20 protein-coding genes are annotated in these 24,830 nt (G+C 40.7%); 4 read left to right on the plus strand and 16 right to left on the minus strand.

The window, feature by feature from the left end; all coding sequences use genetic code 11:
• Nucleotides 1-92: 92 nt before the first annotated feature.
• Nucleotides 93-1,373 (minus strand): replication-associated recombination protein A, encoded by a 1,281-nt coding sequence (locus B5X76_RS18485; protein WP_079645410.1) that lies wholly within the window; start codon nt 1,371-1,373, stop codon nt 93-95.
• A 160-nt stretch (nt 1,374-1,533) separates the two neighbouring features.
• Between B5X76_RS18485 and B5X76_RS18490 the strand changes: the two genes are divergently transcribed.
• Nucleotides 1,534-2,652 (plus strand): tetratricopeptide repeat protein, encoded by a 1,119-nt coding sequence (locus B5X76_RS18490; protein WP_079645411.1) that lies wholly within the window; start codon nt 1,534-1,536, stop codon nt 2,650-2,652.
• 149 nt (nt 2,653-2,801) lie between these two features.
• Nucleotides 2,802-4,922 carry a carboxy terminal-processing peptidase gene (locus B5X76_RS18495; protein ID WP_139375391.1) on the plus strand — a complete coding sequence of 707 codons (2,121 nt, stop codon included), beginning with the start codon at nt 2,802-2,804 and terminating at the stop codon, nt 4,920-4,922.
• A 68-nt stretch (nt 4,923-4,990) separates the two neighbouring features.
• On the opposite strand, the gene B5X76_RS18500 is transcribed toward B5X76_RS18495, so the two are convergent.
• The 4 genes from B5X76_RS18500 to pgi all read right to left on the minus strand — a co-directional run bounded on the left by B5X76_RS18500 (nt 4,991) and on the right by pgi (nt 10,391).
• Nucleotides 4,991-5,932, minus strand: coding sequence for a T9SS type B sorting domain-containing protein (locus tag B5X76_RS18500; RefSeq protein ID WP_079645413.1), 942 nt, complete (start codon nt 5,930-5,932; stop codon nt 4,991-4,993).
• 23 nt (nt 5,933-5,955) lie between these two features.
• Nucleotides 5,956-6,903, minus strand: a complete 948-nt coding sequence (locus tag B5X76_RS18505) for a hypothetical protein (RefSeq protein ID WP_079645414.1) — start codon at nt 6,901-6,903, stop codon at nt 5,956-5,958.
• Nucleotides 6,904-6,938: 35 nt separating this feature from the next.
• Nucleotides 6,939-8,372 (minus strand): hypothetical protein, encoded by a 1,434-nt coding sequence (locus tag B5X76_RS18510; protein ID WP_079645415.1) that lies wholly within the window; start codon nt 8,370-8,372, stop codon nt 6,939-6,941.
• 369 nt (nt 8,373-8,741) lie between these two features.
• Nucleotides 8,742-10,391 (minus strand): glucose-6-phosphate isomerase, encoded by a 1,650-nt coding sequence (gene pgi / locus B5X76_RS18515; protein WP_079645416.1) that lies wholly within the window; start codon nt 10,389-10,391, stop codon nt 8,742-8,744.
• Between the two features lie 176 nt (nt 10,392-10,567).
• Between pgi and prfB the strand changes: the two genes are divergently transcribed.
• Nucleotides 10,568-11,651 (plus strand): peptide chain release factor 2 gene (prfB, locus tag B5X76_RS18520; RefSeq protein WP_139375392.1). Its coding sequence is split into 2 segments (ribosomal slippage): nt 10,568-10,627 and nt 10,629-11,651, totalling 1,083 coding nucleotides; the frame shifts between segments, so codons are not numbered across the junction.
• Between the two features lie 9 nt (nt 11,652-11,660).
• On the opposite strand, the gene dcd is transcribed toward prfB, so the two are convergent.
• The gene (dcd, locus tag B5X76_RS18525; RefSeq protein ID WP_079645417.1) at nt 11,661-12,197 is read right to left on the minus strand and encodes a dCTP deaminase; all 537 of its coding nucleotides are present in this window, start codon (nt 12,195-12,197) and stop codon (nt 11,661-11,663) included.
• Nucleotides 12,198-12,344: 147 nt separating this feature from the next.
• On the opposite strand from dcd, the gene B5X76_RS18530 reads away from it, so the two are divergent.
• Nucleotides 12,345-12,983: a 4'-phosphopantetheinyl transferase family protein gene (locus tag B5X76_RS18530; protein WP_079645418.1), complete on the plus strand. Its 639-nt coding sequence runs from the start codon at nt 12,345-12,347 to the stop codon at nt 12,981-12,983.
• 3 nt (nt 12,984-12,986) lie between these two features.
• On the opposite strand, the gene B5X76_RS18535 is transcribed toward B5X76_RS18530, so the two are convergent.
• The 10 genes from B5X76_RS18535 to nuoH form a co-directional block, all read right to left on the minus strand.
• The gene (locus B5X76_RS18535) at nt 12,987-14,036 is read right to left on the minus strand and encodes an AI-2E family transporter (protein WP_079645419.1); all 1,050 of its coding nucleotides are present in this window, start codon (nt 14,034-14,036) and stop codon (nt 12,987-12,989) included.
• Between the two features lie 41 nt (nt 14,037-14,077).
• The gene (locus tag B5X76_RS18540) at nt 14,078-14,854 is read right to left on the minus strand and encodes an enoyl-CoA hydratase/isomerase family protein (protein ID WP_079645420.1); all 777 of its coding nucleotides are present in this window, start codon (nt 14,852-14,854) and stop codon (nt 14,078-14,080) included.
• 4 nt (nt 14,855-14,858) lie between these two features.
• Nucleotides 14,859-17,381, minus strand: a complete 2,523-nt coding sequence (locus tag B5X76_RS18545) for a DUF5686 family protein (protein ID WP_139375393.1) — start codon at nt 17,379-17,381, stop codon at nt 14,859-14,861.
• Between the two features lie 147 nt (nt 17,382-17,528).
• Nucleotides 17,529-18,914 (minus strand): NADH-quinone oxidoreductase subunit N, encoded by a 1,386-nt coding sequence (locus B5X76_RS18550; protein ID WP_079645421.1) that lies wholly within the window; start codon nt 18,912-18,914, stop codon nt 17,529-17,531.
• A gap of 23 nt (nt 18,915-18,937) precedes the next feature.
• A complete protein-coding gene (locus tag B5X76_RS18555; RefSeq protein WP_079645422.1) occupies nt 18,938-20,383 on the minus strand; it encodes a complex I subunit 4 family protein in 1,446 nt (481 codons plus the stop codon).
• A 22-nt stretch (nt 20,384-20,405) separates the two neighbouring features.
• Nucleotides 20,406-22,325, minus strand: coding sequence for an NADH-quinone oxidoreductase subunit L (gene nuoL / locus B5X76_RS18560; protein ID WP_079645423.1), 1,920 nt, complete (start codon nt 22,323-22,325; stop codon nt 20,406-20,408).
• A 21-nt stretch (nt 22,326-22,346) separates the two neighbouring features.
• Complete coding sequence (gene nuoK / locus B5X76_RS18565) at nt 22,347-22,676, minus strand: NADH-quinone oxidoreductase subunit NuoK (protein WP_079645424.1); 330 nt, start codon at nt 22,674-22,676, stop codon at nt 22,347-22,349.
• Nucleotides 22,676-23,173 (minus strand): NADH-quinone oxidoreductase subunit J family protein, encoded by a 498-nt coding sequence (locus B5X76_RS18570; protein ID WP_079645425.1) that lies wholly within the window; start codon nt 23,171-23,173, stop codon nt 22,676-22,678. Before B5X76_RS18570 ends, nuoK begins: the two co-directional genes overlap by 1 nt.
• A 4-nt stretch (nt 23,174-23,177) precedes the next feature.
• Nucleotides 23,178-23,699 (minus strand): NuoI/complex I 23 kDa subunit family protein, encoded by a 522-nt coding sequence (locus B5X76_RS18575; RefSeq protein ID WP_079645426.1) that lies wholly within the window; start codon nt 23,697-23,699, stop codon nt 23,178-23,180.
• Between the two features lie 87 nt (nt 23,700-23,786).
• Nucleotides 23,787-24,827, minus strand: a complete 1,041-nt coding sequence (nuoH, locus tag B5X76_RS18580) for an NADH-quinone oxidoreductase subunit NuoH (RefSeq protein ID WP_079645427.1) — start codon at nt 24,825-24,827, stop codon at nt 23,787-23,789.
• Nucleotides 24,828-24,830 lie beyond the last annotated feature (3 nt).

Here is a 24,830-nt window from a genome sequence, read left to right on the forward strand (position 1 = left end):
TGGCAATAGCTGTACAAACACAACTAAAAATACGTTGGATATTCCATATAGCCTTTAAAAACAAACAACCTATATATGAAATATCCATGCAACTAATAGCCGTACTTATCTTTCCATTTTTCCCGTAAGGAGAGCCGCAGTTTTTCTTCGGAAGCATTACCTCCTGGTTCATAAAGTTTATTACCGCGAATCTGGTCGGGCATAAACTCCTGCACAACAAAATTTCCGGGATAAGCATGCGAATACTTGTATTCCGCGCCATAATCCAGCTCTTTCATCAATTTGGTCGGCGCATTACGCAAGTGTAGCGGAACAGAAAGATCTCCAGTCTGTCGCACCAGTGCTTGTGCTTTATTAATCGCTTCATATGAGGCATTGCTTTTGGCCGAAGAAGCCAAATAAGTCACTGCCTGTGATAATATGATCCTAGACTCGGGCCAGCCAATTACGTTAACCGCCTGAAAACAGTTATTGGCCAATAAAAGCGCATTGGGATTGGCATTTCCAATATCCTCTGAAGCTAAGATCAACAATCGGCGAGCAATAAATGAGGGATCCTCCCCCCCTTCAATCATACGAGCTAGCCAATATACCGCTGCATTGGGATCTGACCCCCGGATTGACTTTATAAAAGCCGATATAATATCATAATGCTGCTCTCCGGTCTTATCGTATCGTGCCATATTCTGCTGAACCTGCCTCAGGACAAAATCATTGGTTATAGCCGTATTATAGGGTACCGCAGCATCCACAACAAGTTCAAATACATTCAATAGCTTCCGTGCATCCCCTCCCGAAAGACGCAGCAATGCATCATACTCCTTAACCACTATGCGGTCATTTTTCAGAAATTCGTCCTCAACCATCGCCTTTTGAAGGAGACCGATAAGATCCGCTGCTTCCAAATTTTCTAACACATACACCTGGCATCGACTTAAAAGCGCTGAAATAACTTCGAACGAAGGGTTTTCCGTTGTGGCGCCGATCAATGTCACCAAACCACGCTCGACAGCCCCCAAGAGCGAGTCCTGTTGGCTCTTTGAAAATCGATGAATCTCATCAATAAATAAAACAGGTTGTTCTTGATTGAAATTCATCAATTGTTCTGCTTTATCGATCACTTCCCGGACCTCCTTAACACCAGATTTGATCGCGCTCAGACTAAAAAAAGGGCGTCCCAGTTCTTTAGCTATTAAATATGCTAAACTCGTCTTTCCTACTCCAGGAGGCCCCCAAAGAATCATCGACGGAATATTCTTTCGCAGCAAAGCATGATGCAACACGGCATCTTCACCAATAATATGCTGTTGCCCTACATAATCCTGTAATGTTTTTGGCCTAAGCCTTTCCGCTAAAGGTACTCGTGTCGCCATGATTGATTTCTTTACCTTACAAAGGTACGGAATTTGCAGAAAGGAGTTAGCCCGACTACAGGAGTAAATACCTTAAGTGATCGGACGAGACATAAGTAGTAGCTTTTGTTTTTCGATTTGGCATTCGTGAATACAAAGCTTTTTATCTAAGTTTGATTATATGATACAAACATACAGCATTATAAAATTGGCTATGCGATCTGTCGCTCTATTAGGAATAGGCATATGGATGGTAACTCCGGTATCAGCACAACAGAAAACACCCGATCCTTCTGGTTATATACAGAAGTATGATAGTGAATTTGATGGTATAGGCCCAAGGGTATATATACTCCCCGCTCCACGAACAAAAGAAGAACAAGTAAGGGACAACTACATGGAAATAGCAAGTTTCCAAGACTCTATAAACAGGTCGCTACAATACCTACGGCTTCTTGAGTCCTGGAAAACGACAAGCAACAATGCTACTATCTTACAACTCATCACACCTGCTCCCAAAAACACGGCAGACTGGAATGCACTGATAGCCATCTACACAGATACCGACCAAAAGAATCCTGCTATCGCGACAGGCCTCCTCAATGAATATGCGAAAATCCGAATTCTTCAAAAAGAGACCAGTCAAGCGACAGGGATACTTGAATCAGCCCTGCAAGAAGCATTAGCACAGCAAAACATTCAAGACATCGGTGTTATACAGTCAAACCTATCTTCGCTACTGGTATACAACAAAAACTACATAGATGCAGGACGATATGAAGAAGCCTATTACAAACAGGCCTTAGAAAACAAAAGCATCATTGATCAAGCCAGTTCCTTAGTCAAAATTGCTTTGATACAAGCATATGACAAAGATTACAATTCGGCAGAAAATAATATTATCCGTAAAGCTGTCCCCCTTTTCAACAAAGCCAAAGCATATGAAGGAAAGACTATAGCATGGCTCGTTCTTGCTGAAATATATCAGATGCAAAACAAACACACCGAGGCCCAGTGGTTTCTGATTCAGGCAAGGGACCTTGCTTTAGCGAAGAATTTTACAAACGACCTCGCTGAAATAGAATACATGTTGGCTTCTTCAAAATATATCCAGAAAAATCTCGTTATTTCCAAGAAAGAGCTAAACTTGGCTTTTGATCTGGCGACAAAAGAAGACAACAAATACCTACAACTCGCCATTGCGGAGAAATTGGGTCGGATAAATCTACAACAAAACAAAATTGATGAGGCAGAAAAGCTGCTGGAAGACTATTGGAAGATTAGAAATGAGTTGTTTTAGAAAAGTTACACGTTTTTTTGCCTGTTTGTGAATTAATTACGTCCAACAGATATTAGCATGTCTATTTTTTAACTATTTTTAGCCTTCGCAAAACGTGTCACAATTTTTGCGTTATATTTTAAACAATGAATCTTAACAAAACAATCTATATGTTTAGAAATTTAGTATTTGGATTAGCATTGATTTCCGTTGTAGCCTGTGGCTCAAAGCCGCGCGTCCAACTGGAAGAAGGGGGGATTAATATAAAGCCGACCTTACAGCATGAGGTGATTGCAAAAGAAGTCGTGGGGATATTAGAGAACTACAGTTATAAAAAGGTAAGCCCAAGTGACTCACTATCGAACATCGTTTTTAACAATCTGGTAAAGATGATCGACCAAGGTAAAAATTACTTACTCCAGTCGGACATCGATGACATTAATAAATATAAAAGCAATATCAGTCAAGATATGAAAAAAGGAGACCTTTCTGCTCCATTTTATATCTTTAACATCTATTCCCAGCGCTACCTAGAAGCTATGGAATATGCTTTAACACAGGTCGACGCCAAGCACAACTTTGACGCAAACGAAAACTATACGAACAACCGGGAAAAACTAAACTGGTTTAAGTCTGATAATGAATTAAAAGACCAATGGCGTAAACGCGTCAAGCTTGACCTTTTAAATCTCAAAATGGCAACGGCAGACGGCAAGAATGAAGATGAGAAACACAAAGAAACTCTTCGTAAAAGGTATAACAATTTGATTTCTCAAGCGAAGAAAACAAATGCCAATGATGCTTTTCAATTGATTATGACATCATTTACTGACGCCATCGATCCACACACCACTTACTACAACCCATCTTTTGCACAAGCATTCAACGAAGGGATGTCCAACACACTAGAAGGTATTGGTGCACGTCTCCAAATGGAAAACGAGATGGTCACTATTAAAGAAATCATTGCCGGTGGCCCTGCTTTTAAAGAGAAAACCTTAAAAATGGATGACCGCATCATAGCGGTGGCGCAAGGTAACAACGGTGAATTTGAGGACATCGTAGGTTGGCGTCTAGATGCTGCTGTAGCAAAGATTAAAGGATCAAAAGGAACAATAGTACGCTTAAAGATCCTTCCAGCAGGACAAGATATATCCGCGCAACCCGTCATCGTAAAGTTGACCCGCGAAAAGATTATTATGGAAGAAGAATCTGCTAAGAAAATAGTTAAAACTGTCAAAGGTGAAGATGGCAAAAACTACCGCATTGGTGTGATCAATCTACCTAAATTCTATATTGACTTTGAAGGCTACCGCAAAGGGGATCCTAACTATAAAAGCACAACACGTGATGTAAGGTTAATCTTAGATTCATTACGCAAAGAAAATGTAGATGCTGTCGTCTTGGATTTACGCAACAACGGCGGAGGTTCTTTACAAGAAGCGATCGAACTGACAGGACTATTTATAGACAAGGGTCCTGTTGTTCAGGTACGCAGTACAAACAACCGGGTTGATGTTGAGCAAGACAAAGATGCAGGAGCAATATGGACAGGTCCCTTTGGTGTAATCATTAACCGCTTCTCGGCATCTGCCTCTGAAATCTTTGCAGGAGCTATCCAAGATTATGGCCGAGGTATTATCTTAGGATCGACTACCTATGGTAAAGGTACCGTTCAATCTGCGGTACAAATGTCTAGATTCATTAGCCCTACAAACAAATTGTTAATGAAAGCAGCCGGAGCCGACAAAGATGCAGATACACCTGCTGGAGCTCCTGAATTTGGACAGATCAACGTGACAATAGGCAAATTTTACCGTGTGACCGGAAGCAGTACCCAGCACAAGGGTGTTGATGCTGATGTCACATTCCCAACACAATACGTTGCAGAAAAATTCGGTGAAAGCTCTGAGCCTGCTGCTTTACCTTGGGATCAGATCAAGGGCACGACTTTTGGCCGTCTTGCTGATCTTAAAACAACAACACAGCAACTTCAGGACGCCCACATGAAGCGCATGGAAAAATCTCCAGAATACAAATTCTTGCTGGAAGATATCGATGAGTTTAACAAATCTGATTCTATAGCCCAAATTAGCTTGAATCAAGAAAAACTAAAGAAGGAACGTGATGTTAACAAAGCTAAAAACAGAGCTCGGATTAACAAGCTTTTGGAGCTACATAATATGCCACTTTGGAAAGAAGGTCAACCACAACCAAAAGTAGAGTTTGACTTTATACTAGATGAAAGTATGAATGTGATGAAGGATTATGTGAAACTTGTAAAAAAGTAATCGGCTAACAATACTATTAAATAAAAAAGCAACGTTTAAAAACGTTGCTTTTTTATTTGAACCAACTTCTATCTCAATATGGTTACATAACCTTTGATGACACGGGACTTCTGATTATCCCCTTCAAATTCTAAGATATAAAAATAGGTCCCCAATCCTAGACCTTGTCCATTCCAGTCGTTACCATAATTCTCACTTTGGTAGACCTCAAACCCCGAACGATTAAATACACGAAGTCTCTTCTTATCAAAAAGCTCTAAACCTTGAATAACAAAAGTATCATTCTTACCGTCGCCGTTAGGCGTAAAGACGTTAGGAATTTGAAAGAAGACAATACGCACTTTAGCGTCCGATTCATTATTCAAAGCACTCCCATCTTTCTCCTTTGCCGTCACTTTAGCCATAGTAATCACATCCCCGTCAGCGATACCTTTGACAGAAACCCAAAGCGACAAAAACTCCTTAGCTTTCAATTCAGGCAGCTTCCACAATAGCTGTCTAGAGCTCTGTATGAAATCAATCTCGCCACCATAGCTACCGACAGGTTTTAGATACTCCAGACTCGCTGGAAGGTCAAATGTAACTCGCAAATCGGTTGCATCTACCAGACCGTTGTTTAAAACCATCAGTTGATAGTTGAACGGTTCCCCAAGCGCAACAACACCCTTCTCGGGCAGATTCCGAATTTCCAAATCAACGGTAACCTCACCTCCACCTGGATCTAGAATAATTTCTACAGGATCTGACATATCTGAATTACAACCATCGCCCAATGCAATAACTGTGTAAATCCCTGGTTCGACAACAACGATCCGTTGATCATGCAGACCATTGAGCGGTTCATCATTCTTAAACCAGATGTAAGACAAGGCATGTTTAGAATCGGCACGCAATGTTACCTTTTTACCCTGAACAATATGCAAAGTCTGTCCCTGCTGCGCCATTGCTCCTTTTGAAAGGAACAACAGCACAGTTAGGAAAAATCCTAAAAACAAGAGCAGGCTACGCATTGCGAAAGTATTACCATTCTGTATTAATCGTTAACAGTTTCGATGGTGATTGTAGGACGTCCTGGTTTCGGAGAAACTATTAACTCGTATGGCGTATCACCACCAACCCGAGCTGTCCATAAAGCATGTTCTCTATTATCACGTTGCTTAATTGCTTCACTGTATTGTACTTCAACAAAGAATTGATACGTGGCAGCATCCGCCAACGCCGTGTAATCAGACAGCGTAAAAGTATTAGCAGCTCCTGTACTATTAACAGGTGTAGTTTGCAAATATATTTTAGTATTACTGACATCTCCTTTTTTTACAGCATACCATCTATATGCTAAATCAAAGTTTCCTACTGCTGGATTAGGATAACTCCCACCCTGATAGTCAATAGCAGAGAATTCTACTGTTGAATTCAAGACAAGGTCTGCAGCGGACGCTTCTTCTCCAATACAGAAGCCGGCAAGGCTATTCGCCGCCGCGCTAGCAGTCGGATCCAGTGGACGAAGAACGAAGAAAATAATGTCTTGAAATTCTTCAGACTGACATAATACTGTCCCATCCTCAACTAAACCGTACACCCTGTATTTGTAATATCCTGGCTGAAGCGCTGTCAAAGCCAAATCACGAGTAGTCTGACCAGAAATTTCTGCAGGCGTCTCGGTAGTGCCGTCATACCCCATTTTATACCACCTATAACTCGTAAATTCTAAGGGATCAGTGCTATTATCATCTGTCAAACTAGCTCGTAAAGTTAGTCCCGTTACTGAAACGCCTCCAGTTTCCTTATAAAACAAGATGGTATTAGCTTGATCCGTTACTGTTCCCACACCATCATCTAAAGTCCCCAAGCCTAATTTTGACTTACTATCAATAGGAATAGTTGGAACTGGTGCTGCCAACTGCGCCAACGAGGAATTAATTAAAGTACATAAAAGCAGTGCTAGTAGCCCTGTTTTCAATAATTTTAGTTTGTTTTTCATATCGATTAATTTTTAATTGTTTTTATTTTTTAACTCTAATTGATAACATCTGATATGGTGAGTTGCGCTTTACCTGGCTTATCATAGACCATTACCCTGATTATTGAACCCCCAGATTCTTGTGAAATACAATTAGGTGCTATGGACCGAACGACAAACTCATAAGGTGATCCATTAGTAATCAACGAATTAGTAGAATATTGCAATTGATTGCCTGTTCCAATATTATTTCCATTTAGATACCATTTATACACTAATGATGAATTGGGATTTTTCACTTCAAGGGCAAGCAAATCACCTTTGCAAGCATTCGCCGTAGAAGAGTTGACCTCGGGAAGAGGGGGAAGCATCTGTATCATGTTAAACTCCATCCCCCCACTTAATACGCCTATATTTAAGAAATTTCCCAATGAAATTCTTACTTTGTCAAAAGATGAATTAACTCCATATATATCTACAGGCACCAATTGCTGTCCGCCTAACAAACCTAAAAGGTCTAAACCTAGAATCTGATCTAAGGTCTTTTCAAAGACCATGCTCGCGCCGTTATAAACTGTTATCTTAACCCCTGAAAATAAATTTAGATTAACGACGGATTGGGGACTTCTTAGATAAAGACGAACTCCATTACCTTGGAGACTAGACGGCTTAAAAAGCACGTCCTGATAGACAAAGCTACCTAAGCCAATAGTAACACCAGATCCCAATAAAAGTTTAGAATGGGTATTTAAATCATCATCAATAGCATTATAAGGATTTACCACCTTTGCCCCCTCTCCAATTAAATCTATTGTAAGCCCACTGGCACCGAAAGATGTATTAATTGCAGCGTGACACTCCGAATCTAAAAAGTAAGCATAATACAATCTCATCCGCAAGTAAGAAGCGCCTCCCAATAATCCTAAAAGCGAACTACCTTTATCCGTTTCAATTATTATCCTTAACCTATTAAAACTTCCATTTACAGAGAAAATAACTTCTCCATTAGACGTTTTGGGCAAATCGTTAAATTGTTGAGCCGTTCCAACACTAGTATAAGTGCTATTAAAATAGTTATACGCCTGGACTGAAACTTTGTTACTCCTAAATTGGTCATAAATAATTGCGTTGATATATATTAACTGACTTGCAATCGTGGACTTACTGAACGATAATTCTATCCATGCGCTCGTACTTCCTCCCTCACCAGCCAATAATCCAAGAGCTCCAGTTCCCGGTTGACCACTAATAGCTTCTATATTACTAGAGTTAGAATAGTCGCTATCACCAATATTTGCAACATCTTGAAATTGAAAAGAGCCATCTGCTCCTCTGCTCCCCCCCAAACCTGCATTACCACCGCTACCCTTCACTCCGCCAGAGTTAAAATAAGATCCATAAACCCTTTGCCCATACACTTCCCTCCCCGCTCCGCAGAACAGCAGCACCAATACCAACGTCCATAACCAGCGGAGACGAGTTTTTTCCATAGATCAATAGCATACACTCACTTATTGGTAATTAAATGAGTCAAATAAAAACGTTTTTCACAGTTATTATATCAAAAGATATAATATAAAAGTCACTAAATGACTAAACAAATATATTGATTAAAAGGAAACAAAGGTAGACCTAGATACAATATATTGATAAATATCATGCATTTTTTCAATCAAATATTGAAAATCGATAATTATTCAAGGCCCAACAATTTAACGCCAGACACAAATAACTGAAAAACAACCCCTTACAAAAACAACAATAAGCGCAAAAAAATCAATAAATAGAATCTATAGGAATACAAAAAAAGGCCTCGGTGAAGTTTTCACCGAGGCCTTTCAAAATTCATTTATTAAAGACTAATCTCTCCAGTTTTTATACTGATTGATCAACCCATTAGTGGAACTATCGTGACTATCAACGTCATTGTCACTGATCAATTCTGGCAAAATTTTACTGGCAAGCTGCTTTCCAAGCTCCACTCCCCATTGATCAAAGCTATAGATATTCCAAATAATACCTTGTACAAATATTTTGTGCTCGTACAGCGCAATCAAACTCCCTAGCGACCTTGGTGTAATCTTTTTTAACAAAAAGGAATTCGTAGGCCGATTTCCTTCAAAAACTTTATAGTTCTTTAACCCCGCTATCTCTACTTCCGTTTTCCCTGCTAATTTAAGCTCTCCAACGACTTCTGTCTCCGATTTTCCATTCATCAGCGCCTCTGTCTGCGCAAAAAAGTTGGACAACAGTAATTGATGGTGATTACCGATAGGATTGTGCGAAATAGCAGGAGCGATAAAATCACAAGGAATTAATTTCGTCCCCTGATGGATCAGTTGGTAAAATGCATGTTGACCGTTCGTTCCCGGTTCTCCCCAAATAATCGGCCCAGTCTGATATTCGACTCGATTACCATTCCGATCGATATATTTACCATTACTTTCCATATCCCCCTGCTGGAAATAAGCAGCAAAACGGTGTAGATACTGATCATACGGAAGTATAGCATGGCTCTCGGCATCAAAGAAATTATTATACCATACTCCCAGCAATCCCAATACAACAGGGATATTCTGCTCGAATTCCGTAGTTTTAAAATGTTCGTCAGCAATATGAGCTCCTTCCAGAAGCTGTTCAAAATTATCAAAACCAATTCCTAAGGCAATAGACAGACCGATGGCAGACCACAGAGAGTAACGACCACCTACCCAATCCCAAAACTCAAACATATTCGCCGTATCGACACCAAATGCCGCAACACCCGCCTCATTTGTACTTAATGCCGCAAAGTGTTTCGCCACATCGGCCTGTTTCGCACCGGATTTTAAAAACCAGTCCTTAGCAGATGTCGCATTGGCCATAGTTTCCTGAGTCGTAAATGTCTTAGAAGCAATGAGGAATAAGGTCGTCTCTGGATTTAAGCTCTTTAAAGTTTCTACAAGATGTGTTCCGTCTACATTAGAGACGAAGTGCATATTAAGACGCGTCTTATAAGCCTTAAGCGATTCCGTAACCATAACAGGCCCCAAGTCTGAGCCTCCTATACCGATATTAACCACATCCGTAATTTCTAGTCCAGTATATCCACGCCATTCACCAGACAACACGCGGTTCGTAAAGTCTTTCATGTGCGCTAACACCGCCTTTACCTTAGGCATCACATCCTCGCCATCCACCAAAACCGGAGTACCTGACTGATTTCGTAATGCAGTATGCAAAACCTCACGTCCCTCTGTCACATTAATCTTCTCACCCGCAAACATGGCCTTGATAGCCTCGTCGAGCTTACACTCTCTCGCCAACTGAGACAAGAGTGCCATAGTCTGTTCATCAATTCTATTTTTAGAATAATCTAAAAGTATGTCTTCTAAGCTAAGAGAGAATTTTTCAAACCGAGCAGGATCGGACACAAAGAGATCTTTCAACGTATGTTCATTAATAGAAACAAAATGATCCGCGAGATATTTGTACGCTTGAGTTTGGGTAAAGTCGATTTTTGGCAACATAAGTCTGCTATTTTTTTGCTACGATCAAACTTAGATAAAATGCTTGATATTCACCAATACGAAGATATTATTTTTAGCTAAACCGTTAAACAACGTAAATTCACCAAGGTCACTTATCTTTTAATCGCTAACCATTAATCCTTAACCATTAACAATTAATTCTTACCTTTGAAACTATGACCAGAGAACAAATTCAGGACTTGAGGGATAGAGTAACTTCCCTGAGGAGGCATCTTTGACATCGATGCCAAGAAAGCAGAGATAGCAAACGATACCGAGATCACCCTACAACCTACTTTTTGGGACCATCCAAAAGAAGCAGAGAAAATCCTTCATGGGATTAAGAATCTCAAAGTATGGACAGATCATTTTGACCAAGTAGCCGCTTCCGTAGAAGACGTCGGCGTCATGTATGATTTTTTTCAATCCGGAGATGCTAGCGAACAAGAAGCGCAGGAACAATACGAAGTTGCATTACGTGATGTCGAAGAATTGGAATTCAAAAACATGCTCAGCGCCGAGGAAGATCAATTAGACACCATCCTACAAATTACCGCAGGAGCAGGGGGTACCGAATCTTGTGATTGGGCAGCGATGCTCATGCGCATGTATATTATGTGGGGCGAAAAACACGGCTGTAAAGTGACCGAGCAGGATTACCAAGAAGGAGAAGTGGCAGGTATAAAAACAGTCACACTACAATTTTCAGGAAATTTTGCCTACGGTTACCTGAAGGGCGAAAATGGGGTGCACCGACTCGTCCGCATTTCACCTTTTGACTCAAATGCCAAACGTCACACCTCTTTTGCATCCGTATATGTATATCCACTCGTCGACGATAATATCGAGATCGACGTTAAAGACTCCGAAATAGAATGGGATACATTTCGAGCTGGAGGTGCTGGTGGACAGAATGTGAACAAAGTAGAAACGGCTGTACGTCTACACCACAAACCGACAGGTATCATCATCAAAAACCAAGAGTCTAGATCACAATTGCAGAACAAGGAAAATGCTTTCCGATTACTAAAATCTCAATTGTATGAAATCGAAATGCGAAAGCGCCAAGAAGCAACTGCCGCTATCGAGGGATCTAAGAAAAAAATAGAATGGGGGTCACAGATACGAAACTACGTATTACATCCTTATAAGCTGATCAAGGATCTACGCACAAATAAAGAAACATCCAATACACAAGCTGTCTTAGACGGCGATCTCGATGATTTCTTAAAAGCGTACTTAATGGAATTTGGTGGATAGGGAAGAATGCTAAAAAGCATTCTTCCACATCATACTTTCAACAGGACGGATAGTCTTGTTGTTATATTTGGCATTTCCTTTACTGTTGTAGAAAGTTTCAATATCCCCCTCTACCACAAAATAAATCAACTGACCGATAGGCATCCCTGCATAGACACGAACAGGCTGAGCAACAGAAACCTCTAAGGTCCAAGTGTTACAAAAACCCACGTCACCCTTTCCAGCTGTCGCATGTATATCGATACCAAGACGGCCGGTGCTTGATTTGCCTTCCAGGAAAGGCACATGTCCGTGCGTCTCCGTGTATTCCATCGTAACCCCCAAGTAAAGTGTGCCCGGCTCTAAAACATAACCTTCTTCAGGAATTTCAAAATGTACAATCTCGTTATGCTTTTTGGCATCCAACACGCCATCTTTATAAGTTGCTAAGTATTTTCCCAAATGTACATCGTACGAATTCGTACCTAGGCATTTACGATCAAATGGCTCGATAACGATGGTTCCATTTTCGATCTCTTCTAATATTCGTGTATCTGATAATATCATATTGAATTTTCAAACAGCTGGCGATTACCAACTGGACACCAAAAATACGGTATTGCCTGACATCTAGCAAGTTTTTTAAAAAGTTACTCGAGGTCAGGACTAAAAATAACTTTTTACTTTTTACTTTTTACTTTTTACATTTGGAGTATGGCTTTAGTATACCTCAGAGAGCTGGACAGCAGCACTAAATTCGCAATATGGAAGATTGAAGAATCTGCAGATGAGCTATTGAGCAAATTGCAATTGGATGAGGAAGAGCAAAATCGCTTACAAAATCTAAGCAAGGGCAAAAGAACCCTGCATTGGCTGGCCACTCGTGTCTTGCTACGTTACCTCCTGCAGACCGATGAATTCATATATTGTCCTTCCGACAAAAACGGCAAACCGTATCTACCACACTACCCTTATAAGATCTCGCTCACGCATTCTTTTGACTACGCTGGCGTAATGTTAAGCACAAAGGGCGAATGCGGCATGGATCTCGAAATTGTAAAAGATAAGGTATTACGTATCAAAGAGAAATTTCTAAAGCCACAAGAGTTATCTTTTATCCAATCCGAAAACGACATTCTACAATTGTATGCCTGTTGGTGCGCCAAAGAAGCTGTTTATAAATTACAAGGCAACAAAGGAGTATCTTTCTTACAAGACATGACCATTCGGCCTTTTAACTACGAAGCACAAGGTGTTATGACGCTCGATCTGGCCAAAGACGGAGAAGAGACTTCTTATCAAGTTTACTACGAGCAATTTCAAGATTATATGTTAGGATACGCCGTGGGCTAACGATTATTCTAACCTTTCCTCCAACATCTGCTTTTGAAGAGAGAGTCGCTTATTCGCCTTGTATATCTTCACGGCGATTAAGAAATACGCCAGCAGTAACGGCCCATATACCAGTCCCATAATTCCGAAAAGAGGAATACCAATAATAACACCAACGATAGTAATAATAGGATGTATATCGCCAACCTTTTTGGCGATAATCAAACGCAAGACGTTATCGATATTAATGACGAGCCCAAATCCCCATACTAAAAGTCCCACTCCTTGCCAAGTAGCACCTTGAGAAAATAGAATAACTGCAGCCGGCACAAAAATTAGAGGAGGCCCCAATAAAGGAATAAAAGACAGAATGGCACAGATAACGCCCCAGAATAAACCATCCTTAACACCAAAAATATAAAAACCGATGGCCAAACAAATCCCTTGAACGATAGCAATAAAAGTTTGTCCGATGATGTTAGAATAAGTAATATTTTTCAACTCTTCTCCAAAAACTGTCGCATTGGCATCATCAAAAGGCAAGTAATGTATAATACTACTTTCAAACCCTTTATAATTCACGAACAGGAAGTAAAGCAAGAAGTACATTACCGAAATCTCAAGAAAAGCATTTGCAGCCCCCCCTAAAACCGCGGTTAGCATTCCTCCAAAATAGGCCGCACTAGCTTCAATCTGTTCTTTAAGAAAATCAGGTTTCCCTAGCTTATCCCCCGCAAAGCTATTTATCGCATTGATGATATCGTTAATCCAGGCAGGATTTTTCTGCAGCTCAATTGCCTTATTAACCAGCATAGTCCCAATCCCAACAAATGGTAAAACTATAATGAAAATCGAAAGAATAATAACGACTACAGAGGATAAGGACTTTGGCCACCTCAATCGTTCAATCAAAAAGATATTCAGATTACGAAACAAGGTGTACATTACCATGGTCCCTAAAATAGCACCAAAAATACCTTTCATGGCATAAAGAATAACAGCCCCGAGGACAAGGATAATTATTAAAATGATAATATTCCTTTCCTTCTGCGAAAAAACGTCTTTACCAATCATAAACCAACCATTAAATACAACTACAAGAAGACTCTATTCATTTAAAAATTTGGCTTTCTTTTCTCCAAAAAAGCTCGAATCCCTTCCTTCGCCTCATCCGTATCAAAACAAGCACCAAAAAGAGCCATCTCTTTCTGAAAACCTTCCCTCGGGTCTAAAACACCCGTATTGACAGCCTTTATGGTTGCCGCAATTGCTTTAGGCGATCGTAAATAAATCCGCTCCAGCAATGTATAACACTTCCCTAATAGCTCATCCCCCTCCACAACATAATTTACTAAGCCATAGGCCAAAGCTTCCTCAGCGTTCACCATATCACCCGTCATAATCATTTCAAAAGCTCTCCCCTTTCCCACCAATTGAGGTAACCGTTGTGTCCCCCCATATCCAGGGATTAATCCCAAAGACACCTCTGGCAAACCCAACTTTGCAGTCGAACTCGCAATACGCATATGAGCAGCAAGTGCCAATTCAAGCCCACCCCCCAATGCAAAACCATTGATTGCCGCTATAACTGGTTTTGGATAAGCTTCAATTTTATCCATTACGTTTCGTTGCCCCTCTATTGCGAGAAGTTCTGCAGAGGCTCCATCCATACCCTCAAACTCCAAGATATCAGCCCCCGCGATAAAAGACTTATTTCCTGCGCCCGTTAAGACGATTCCCCGTACGGTCACGTCTTCAGCCAACATATCTAAAACAGCACTCAACTCAGCCAACGTCTCTTTATTAAGCGCATTCAACTTTGCCTCTCTGTTTATCTTAACAACTGCAGTCTTTCCCTCTCTTTCCACTAAAATTGTATGGTATGCCGTCATAGCTCTAAAAATTAAAGTTTAATGATAGTTTAAATCGTTCGTTAGTTATATTCGGATGATATCGGTAGTTAAAACGATAAAAATACTGTACCCGGAATATACTTAGAATATTATCAAGTCCTACGTATCCCTCCCAATAAGGGCTTTTTTGAAGTGCATGAGTTACGGTATATCCCTCTTTATGAGTATCAAAGTACACCACCTTATCACTGATACTTGGGTTATTGTTCGCTGATAACCGTCCATAAAACATACGCCCGCCAAAGATCTCCCTGAATCTCAGCTTTTTGATCAAGGGCAATTTATTTAAAAGAAAGCCATTCAATTCGTGATCATAGGAAAGTTTCAAAAACTGGTCTGCCACAAACTCCATTGAGTTTGTCATTTCATACGATATCGTATGCCGATCTTTCATCTCCTGTATGTTCGGCATTTCTAATAGCGGGTAAGGTAAAGTACCCCAAATCTTTCCGGCAGTAAACGTAATATCAGCAAACCCGAGCTGATTCATAAAAAAACGTTTGGAAGCAGAGAAACGTAAGGCATCATAATTATAAGCACCGCCAAAAAAGCCATCAAGCCCCTTGTTATACTGCAGACTAAACACGGGCTGGCTTTCTATAATTGTGCGCCGTTGCAAATTTCTATAGTAAAATTTCTCGAAGGGGGCCCATCTCAAGGTAAACTGTACATCGTTCGTATTAATATTTGCCAGAGATTTCGTGCTATCTGCGGTTAACACAAACCGTAAATCACCAATAGCTGTTCGCTTTTGATGCGTAAAGGTGCTTGATAAGCTAAAATGATTTCCAAACTCGACAACATGTCCAAACCTATAAGCTTCGGTATCCAACCACTTTGTCGGCTTATTCGACCTAAAGCTTCTAAAAAAACTATCGCCTTTTAGATAACCGATGGCTTTTCCTGGTTCAAATATATCACGCTGTACGGATCCCTCTAAATAGTGTGCTGGAAAAGTAGCAACAGATTTGCCATTTAACGCAATAGCCGTACGCAAATAATATTTAAACTGTTCATCCTGGAACCCATAAGCCATATACCCTTCCAAATAAACCTTCTCCGAAAATTTCGCTGTAGTTCGCCCTCCAAATCGAATCCTATCGCCCTCCATTTCATTGCGATGATACAAATATTCCAACGGACCAAGCTCAAATTTCCCTACCGGATAATAACCCTGCGCTACCAGATAGCCGGCAGCCAATAGTGTTTTGAAAGATTTAAGATCATTTAAACTATCTATATTCGCATAGGTCCGAGCTTCGTACGTACTCAACGGCACAGGCCGTTGCCCATCCAGCCCCGATCCTGAGTCCAACCGTAATTCAACCGGAGCCCCCGAAAATGTATTCTCTGCTGCTACGTGGTGCGTATCATAACGATAATGAACACTAGACCGCTCTCCAAATACAGCATCAACCTTACCTCTACCAAATACAACAAACACATTCGAACTATCCTGCAGCATGACTCCCTCTGTGTTTTTAAAATACGAAAGATCAACTTTAAAAGAATTAACCCAACTGATATTTGTCTTCTCGTCGATTTCCAGCGATGCCCGCTTTACAGCGTAACGAGCGTCCAGGGACACAACAAGTGATCCTTTAAAAAGCAGATCACTTTTATTCCGAGGTTCAAATCGGAGGACAGCAAAAATTTCCTTTTCCGTACGGAGTGTGTCTGTGATATAATATTTGTAATACAACTTCGCATTGTCTGCAATAGGGCTAAGGAAAAGCTTATTGATAAAAAATATACTCTCGTCATAAATATCCACCGGTTGAAACAAGTAGTTAAGATAAGAGCTTACATTTGGGTTGTTGACATAACGCGGGTCAAATTCCGTTTTGTGTTGTGCGCGGATGATTTTTTTAGTTCGCGTAGGCCGTTGTCGGATATAATTATCGGAGAGGTCCTCTTGCAAATACAAGGTCAGTAATTCATGTCCCGGAAGTGACGTCGTATCGACATCTTTGAAAAAGAAACTCATGTCCCCCATTTTGGTCTTGAATCCATTTTGAGGGTCCACCATACCAAATTTTATTTTATCATACTGTTGGAAGTATAGACTATCTTTATGCGTAAGCTGGTTTCTACGTTTATTACGAATCACCAAGTCAATGAGCTCTGTTGCCGGGTTATTGTTCTTATACTTGCCCCTTTTGACGATCTCGACAGTCTCAATGAGATGGTCTTCCTTCTCAAGATATATCAGCAGTGTACTATCTTTTCCAGTGACAAGAACATTTTTCTTCTTGTAGCCCATAGCAGACACCACAATTTCTAGAATTGTCGAGTCCAGTTTCATGTAAAAACTCCCACTGCTGTTTGTAGAACTCCCCTCTGGATATTCCAGACACTGTATAGTAGCACCCACAATTGGACGCTTACTTATTGCGTCTCTGACTCCCCCCCTTAAAGAGGTTTGGGCCAAAGTCGGAACAATCGACAATAGCACAACAATAAAAATCGCAACATGCCTACTCAATAGCACTACCAATCTTCTCATAATCAACTATGGTCCTTTATAAAGATACAACTTGTGACCAAAGTTCAAAACACATAGGCACAAAAAATAGGTAAGTCTGTGGCGCTTGCCCCTTAAAAAGACAAAAAGCCCTTACAAAAGGGCTTTCATCATGAATTTATAAAACAATTATAACAATCTAATAATACAATCTGGATAAAGGCCAATCAACAGCGTAAACACCACTGCCGTAGCTAGGACAACTTTAAAACTCCACGGAAGCACGACAGCCTCCCCCTCATCTTCAGCCGTTTTGAAATATAGGTGCACAACAACACGCAAATAGTAGTACACACCAATTGCCGCATTTACCACTGCTAAAAGCAACAAGATGATATGATAATCCTGCATCACTGTACTGAACATCATAAACTTCCCAATAAAACCTGCAGTCAACGGAATTCCGGCCAAAGACAACATCGCTACCGTGATTACAAAAGCAAGGAAGGGATTCGTTTTTCCAAGACCGTTAAAAGCCATAAACTGATCAGACCCTTTGGCACGCTTAACCAAAATAAGCCCCGCGAAGGCTGCTACAGAAGATAATGAATATGCAATCGCATACGTAAAAATACTAGAAGAAGATGTCGCCCCCAACGCTACGATAGCAAACAACATGTATCCTGCATGTGAAATACTGGAATAAGCCAACATCCGCTTGAAGCTAGTTTGCATCATCGCGGTAATATTACCGATAAACAATGTGATGATAATAACAACTAGAAGCACCGGCGTCCAAAAATCGTGCAACGGCACAAACACGTAACTAAACAAACGTAAAAACCCTGCAAAAGAAGCTACCTTGACCACTGTACTCATATAGGAAGTAATCAATATTGGCGCACCATCATATACATCAGGGGTCCAAAAGTGAAATGGAGCAGCCCCTACTTTAAAACAAAGCCCGATCAATAGAAGCAAAACACCGCCATAAAAATAAGGGGAAATATGCTGCGGATTGTCAATCAGATACTGTCTTACGCCAGTAATATCAAACGTTCCTGTAGCTCCGTACAACAAAGTTATTCCAAACAAAAGAAAACCTGTGGAAAAAGCTCCCATAAGGAAATATTTCAAAGAAGCCTCATTCGACGCAAAGTCCGTTCTCCGTATACCAACCAAAATGTATAGCGCTACAGACATCACTTCGATACCAATAAATAGCATAGCAAAGTTATGATATGCACACACCATCAGTGCCCCAGTAAGGGAGAAAAGAATCAAACAATAGTATTCAGCGACGTTATTACTAATAGCACTGAAATAAGCCCTGGATAATAGGATTACTAATCCTGTAGTGACAATACACAATATGGAAAAAGCAAGAGCAAAGTTGTCAAAAACCACCATTCCATTATATATTGGTTGAGCATCCCCCCCCCATAAAGCTACCTCAAACCCCAATGCTATCAGCAAGCCTATAAGTGATACAGGTAACAACGCTGACTTTGCCTTGAATAGCCCTAAATACAATACTAAAATTCCTAATAACGAAAGCGTAATAATCGCGGCCATAATCTATTAACTTATATCTTGCTTTAAAATTTAACTTGTTGTAAGAGTTTCATTACCGATCCCTCTGACAAATGCAATAGGCCATTTGGAAACACGCCTAAATACAACACCCCTATTGCCACAATGAACAATACAACTACCTCATGCCCTTTTATATCCACAATCGCAGCATGTTCCTCCAAACGTCCACCTAACATTGTACGTTGAAATAAACGCAGCATATATACTGCACCCAGAATTAATGTGAGACCTCCAAAAACAGCATAAAGTAGCCCCACACCATAAACACCCTTAAGCAGTAAAAACTCTCCGATAAAGCCATTTGTAAGCGGCAAACCCACCGCCCCCATGAGGATAATCAAAAAGAATATAGCCAGTTTGGGCATACGTTCTGCGAGTCCCCCCAGCTCCTTAAGGCTACGGGTACCAGTACGGTCTGCAATAATATCCAAAACAAAAAACAAACCAATAACACTGATACCGTGATTAACCATTTGCATCAATGCCCCCTGAAGCCCTTCCTGATTCCAAGCGAAAATACCTGCTCCAATCAATCCTACGTGTGCGATCGAGGAATAAGCGATAAGGCGTTTTGTATCCTTCTGCTTAAACGCAATAAGAGAAGCATAAACAACACCGATAATACAAAGGATTAAAGCCATCTGACCATAAGCCGCTACGCCCAGTGGGGCGAGTGGAATTAACCAACGAATCAAACCAAAAGTTCCCATCTTCAACATGATACCTGCCAGAAGCATCGTTCCTGCCGTCGGGGCGTTGGTATACGTATCCGGTTGCCAGGTATGAAAAGGAAATATAGGAATCTTAACAGCAAACGCTATAAAGAAAGCCCAAAAAATCCACCGCTGCGTACCATCCTGTAGCGAGAGTGCGGTAAATGATGTCCATTCAAAATCTTTCGTAGGAGTCTGCTGATAAAGATAAATAATCGCGATCAACATCAGTAAAGATCCAAAAAACGTATAAATAAAGAACTTTAGATTTACACGAATGCGGTCGCCTTCACCCCAAAGCGCACATATAAAATAAATTGGGATCAGAGCGACCTCCCATCCTACGTAGAAAGAGAAGGCGTCCAAAGCAACGAAAACCAAGAGGAGGCCCGTCTGCATAAAGGATACTAAGGCATAAAAATTACCTTTAAAGCTTTTACCAAAAGTAGAAAGCACAATCAACGGAATCAATCCATTCGTCAACAGGACCAACGGCAAACTGATACCATCCAATCCAATATGAAATCTTATCCCGAGACTCTTAATCCAATCAAAGGATTGTTCAAATTGAATACTCGCATCAGGAACAAATTGACATAAAAAAGGAACAGTCAATGCCAACTGTAGCACAGACAAGCCCAAAGCAAACCCCTTGGCAGAAGACGAAGACTTCACAAATGCTAAAACTATAGCACTTACAAGAGGGAGTAACAGCAGTATAAATAGGTTATTCATGGATTACTTCGATTACAAATAGCTATACATTCAAAAAACCGTACAAAAGGATAGCAATAACCCCAATGACCATCATAAAGATATAAAAACCAACGTGTCCGGTCTGTAGCTGTCGGATTCCACGTCCCGAAGACATAAAAAAGGAACCTAAGCCATTCACAAAACCATCTATTCCAGCTCTGTCGATCACGTTGTACAAAAATTTAGAAAGCGCGTTTAATGGACGGACGAATACAAGATCGTACAGCTCATCCACATAAAGTTTATTATAGGAAAGCTTATACAACAATCCTTGTTCTTGACCATCAGCACCAGGTATATTCCGCTTCTTCACGTAAGTTGAGTATGCGACAACTGCCATGATCAACGCAGCCACAGCTGATGCTCCCATCAACATATATTCTGTATTATGATCAATATGAACGGCCTCTATCCGACTGTTACTATAAGCGAATATCGGATCTAGGAAATTCGCCAACCAATTACTTCCACCCAAAGCTTCGGGCACATTCAATAGCCCTCCCCCTGCAGCCAATATGGCGAGTATAACCAAGGGAAACAACATCGTAACCGGCGATTCATGCAAATGACTTTTTTGATTCTCTGTTCCTCTAAATTCTCCAAAAAACGTCAGATACAACAGCCGGAACATATAAAAGGCTGTTAATAATGCACCTAAAAACCCAAGTCCCCATAACAGTGGGCTGGAAAGAAAAGCATGCGCTAAAATCTCATCTTTAGAGAAAAACCCTGATAAAGGAGGTATTCCAGAAATAGCAATCGTCCCTATCAACATTGTCAAATACGTCACTGGCAAACTCTTTTTAAGCCCTCCCATATGTCGCATATCCTGTTCATCACTCATCGCATGGATTACCGAACCTGCACCCAAGAAAAGTAGAGCCTTAAAAAAAGCATGCGTAAGGACGTGGAAAAAAGCCCCTGTAAAGGCTCCAACGCCAAGCCCCAAAAACATATAACCCAATTGTGAAACTGTGGAATAGGCCAAGACCTTCTTAATATCATTCTGCGTGATGGCTATAAAAGCAGCTACCAATGCCGTACATACACCTATGCCTGCGATAATCTGCATCGTGACCGGCGACAAGGTAAACAAGATATTCGAGCGAACGATCATATAAATACCCGCTGTAACCATTGTGGCAGCATGTATCAATGCCGAAACCGGAGTCGGTCCTGCCATCGCATCGGGCAACCAGGTAAATAGAGGAATCTGCGCGGACTTTCCTGTAGCCGCCACAAACAACAATAGCGTAATCAACAGAAGAGTCGCGTCACCTATAGGAAAAGTAGACGCTTGTTTAAATACAACATCAAATTCCAATGATCCAAATGTCGCGATAATAGCAAAAACAGCGATTAGAAAACCAAGATCTCCTATTCTGTTCATCACAAAGGCTTTTTTTGCGGCAGAAGCATAGGAGGAGTTTTTGTACCAGAACCCAATTAATAAATACGAGCATAGGCCGACCCCTTCCCATCCGATAAACATAATAAAATAGTTAGATCCTAACACTAACAACAGCATAAAGAAGATAAACAGGTTCAGGTAAGCAAAAAATTTACCATATCCTGCATCGTGATTCATATATCCGATCGAATACAAATGAATTAAAAATCCTATTCCCGTAACAATAAGCAACATCAATGCGCTCAAAGGATCTACCAAGAAAGAGAAACTGATATCCAAATTACCTACCCGAATCCAGTCGAATAAATGGTATGCAAACGCAGATTCTTGCCCGGCATTCCGAGCAGCTAACACCTCGCCAAATACAAGACAGCTCAACACAAAAGATACCAGTACCACAGCACTACCGAGCGTACCGATGACGCTTTTAGGAAGAATATTTCGTCCTATTCCATTGACTACAAATCCAATCAGGGGTAGTAAAGGTATCAACCAAATTAGTTCGATCATATAGCTAGTTCTACTTAATTTTTACCAACGTAATTTACTTAACGATTCAATGTCTACCGACTTTGTATTTCTATAAACCATGATTACAATAGCTAGACCGACCGCAACCTCAGCCGCTGCTAATGCCATGATAAAAAACACAAAAACCTGCCCACTGGCATCTCCACGATAGGCAGAAAAGGCAGCCAACAGCAAGTTGACCGAGTTGAGCATAAGCTCTATCGACATCATAATGATAATCACATTACGACGGATCAATACACCAATGACGCCGATTGCAAAAATGATACTGCAAAAAATCAAATAATGATTCAATGGTATCCCTTGTATATTTTGAATAAGATTATCCATTATGCTTCTTTCGTTTCTTTTTTAGCCAACAATATCGCTCCAACCATCGCTGTCAACAATAATATAGAAGATAACTCAAACGGTAGCAAGAACTCGTCAAACAAAACCTTACCCAAGTTTTTTACAAGTCCTACATCAGTATTACCTGTCACAAATTCATTGTTGCTCTCGATCACCTTGAAAGCGCCCAAGAATGTAGCCAGCATGCACATCCCAGCTACCGCTCCCATAACTTTGACCAAGCTTGATTTCATTGGTTCGGTATCTTTATTAAGGTTGAGCAGCATCAAGACAAATAAAAACAAGACCATAATCGCACCCATATAAACGATGAAATTGACAACGGCCAAAAATTGTGCATTCAGTAAAATGTAGTGCACCGTAAAGGTGAAAAAGGTAATAACCAAGTAAAGTACACTATGCACAGGGTTCTTTGTGAAGATGGTCATCAGCGCAAAGAAAATAGACAAAAAGGCAACAAAATAGAATATAGTCATCTGCTTAGGCGTTTTCTCTGTTTAGTTTCGTAATATCAAATTTTGGCTCCACCAATTTATCTTTGCCATATATAAAATCTCCACGTAAATAATCCGCAGTAACATGCGGCCCATCGAGGTATATTGCTTCCTTAGGGCAAGCCTCTTCGCAAAGACCACAAAAAATACAACGCAACATATTTATTTCATAAACCGCGGCATACTTCTCTTCTCGATAAAGGTGTTCTTCCCCCTTTTGGCGCTCTGCTGCGATCATCGTGATCGCTTCAGCAGGACACGACAAAGCACATAGCCCACAAGCAGTACAGCGCTCACGCCCCTGTTCATCCCGCTTCAGAGAGTGTTGCCCCCTAAAATTCTTTGAATAAGGGCGTATCTCCTCAGGATACTTAATCGTTGGGATCTTCCTGAAAAAATGTTTTATGGTAATAGACAGCCCTTTGGCAATAGCCGGCAGGTACATCCGTTCCCATATATTCATTGGCTTCTGCTCAATTACTTTCTTTCTATTGCTTAATGATTGCATAGTTTTTAAAGTTACAAAAGTGATGATTGTGATGATAGTGACGGAGGTCTGCATACTTCCTCACTCTCATCTCCAACGTCACGATTTTTAAAAATAAGTATCCTTTATTACTGTGATTATACCTGTCAACACGATATTCGCAATGGCTAATGGAATCAATATCTTCCATCCCAAATTCATCAATTGGTCGTAGCGGAAACGCGGCAATGTCCACCGTATCCACATAAAGAAAAAGATGAAACCGAATATCTTTAAAAAGAAAACTAATACTCCTATAATTGTTATCCAATTCTGTGATAACCCAAGCTCGTACATGAATGGAAAATTATAACCGCCGAAGTACAACGCCGCCATCAGTGCTGATGATACAAACATATTAATGTACTCCGAGAACATATAAAGTCCTAGCTTCATCGAAGAATACTCGGTATGATACCCCCCGACAAGTTCGGTCTCACATTCTGGTAAATCAAAAGGAACACGGTTACATTCCGCGAAAGCACAAGTGATGAAAATCAAAAAACCCAGCGGCTGCACCCAGATATTCCAATTGACAAATCCGGACTGCTGCGCTACGATATCCTCCAATTGCAATGTCCCAGTCACCATCAATAAAGCAATCAAGGACAACCCCATACCGATCTCATAACTGATACTTTGAGAAGCCGCACGAATAGCCCCCATTAAAGAGAACTTATTGTTAGACGCCCATCCACCGAGCATAATACCATACACGCCCAATGCGATAACACCAAACATATAAAGCACACCGATATTGATTCCCGAAGCGACCTGCAAAGAGATTACTTTTCCATTAATGGCCAATTCCTGCCCCCAAGGGATCACCGCCGAACTAATACATGCCGTAATAATAGCTATTACCGGTCCCAGAATAAAGAGCGGCTTGTGTGCTCCAGAAGGAATAATTTCCTCCTTAAAAAAGAACTTACCGCCATCGCATAGGGGCTGCAAAAGGCCAAAGATACCAGCTCTATTCGGACCGTGTCGATCCTGCATAAAACCGGCTATTTTGCGCTCTGCAAGCGTGGAGTACATCGCTATTACCAAAGTGATGGTAAATACGATGACTACTAAAATTAATTTTTCTAAAATAAAACCTGCTTCCATCGC

The sequence above is a fragment of the Sphingobacterium nematocida genome (assembly GCF_900168125.1).
Lineage (GTDB): Bacteria > Bacteroidota > Bacteroidia > Sphingobacteriales > Sphingobacteriaceae > Sphingobacterium > Sphingobacterium nematocida.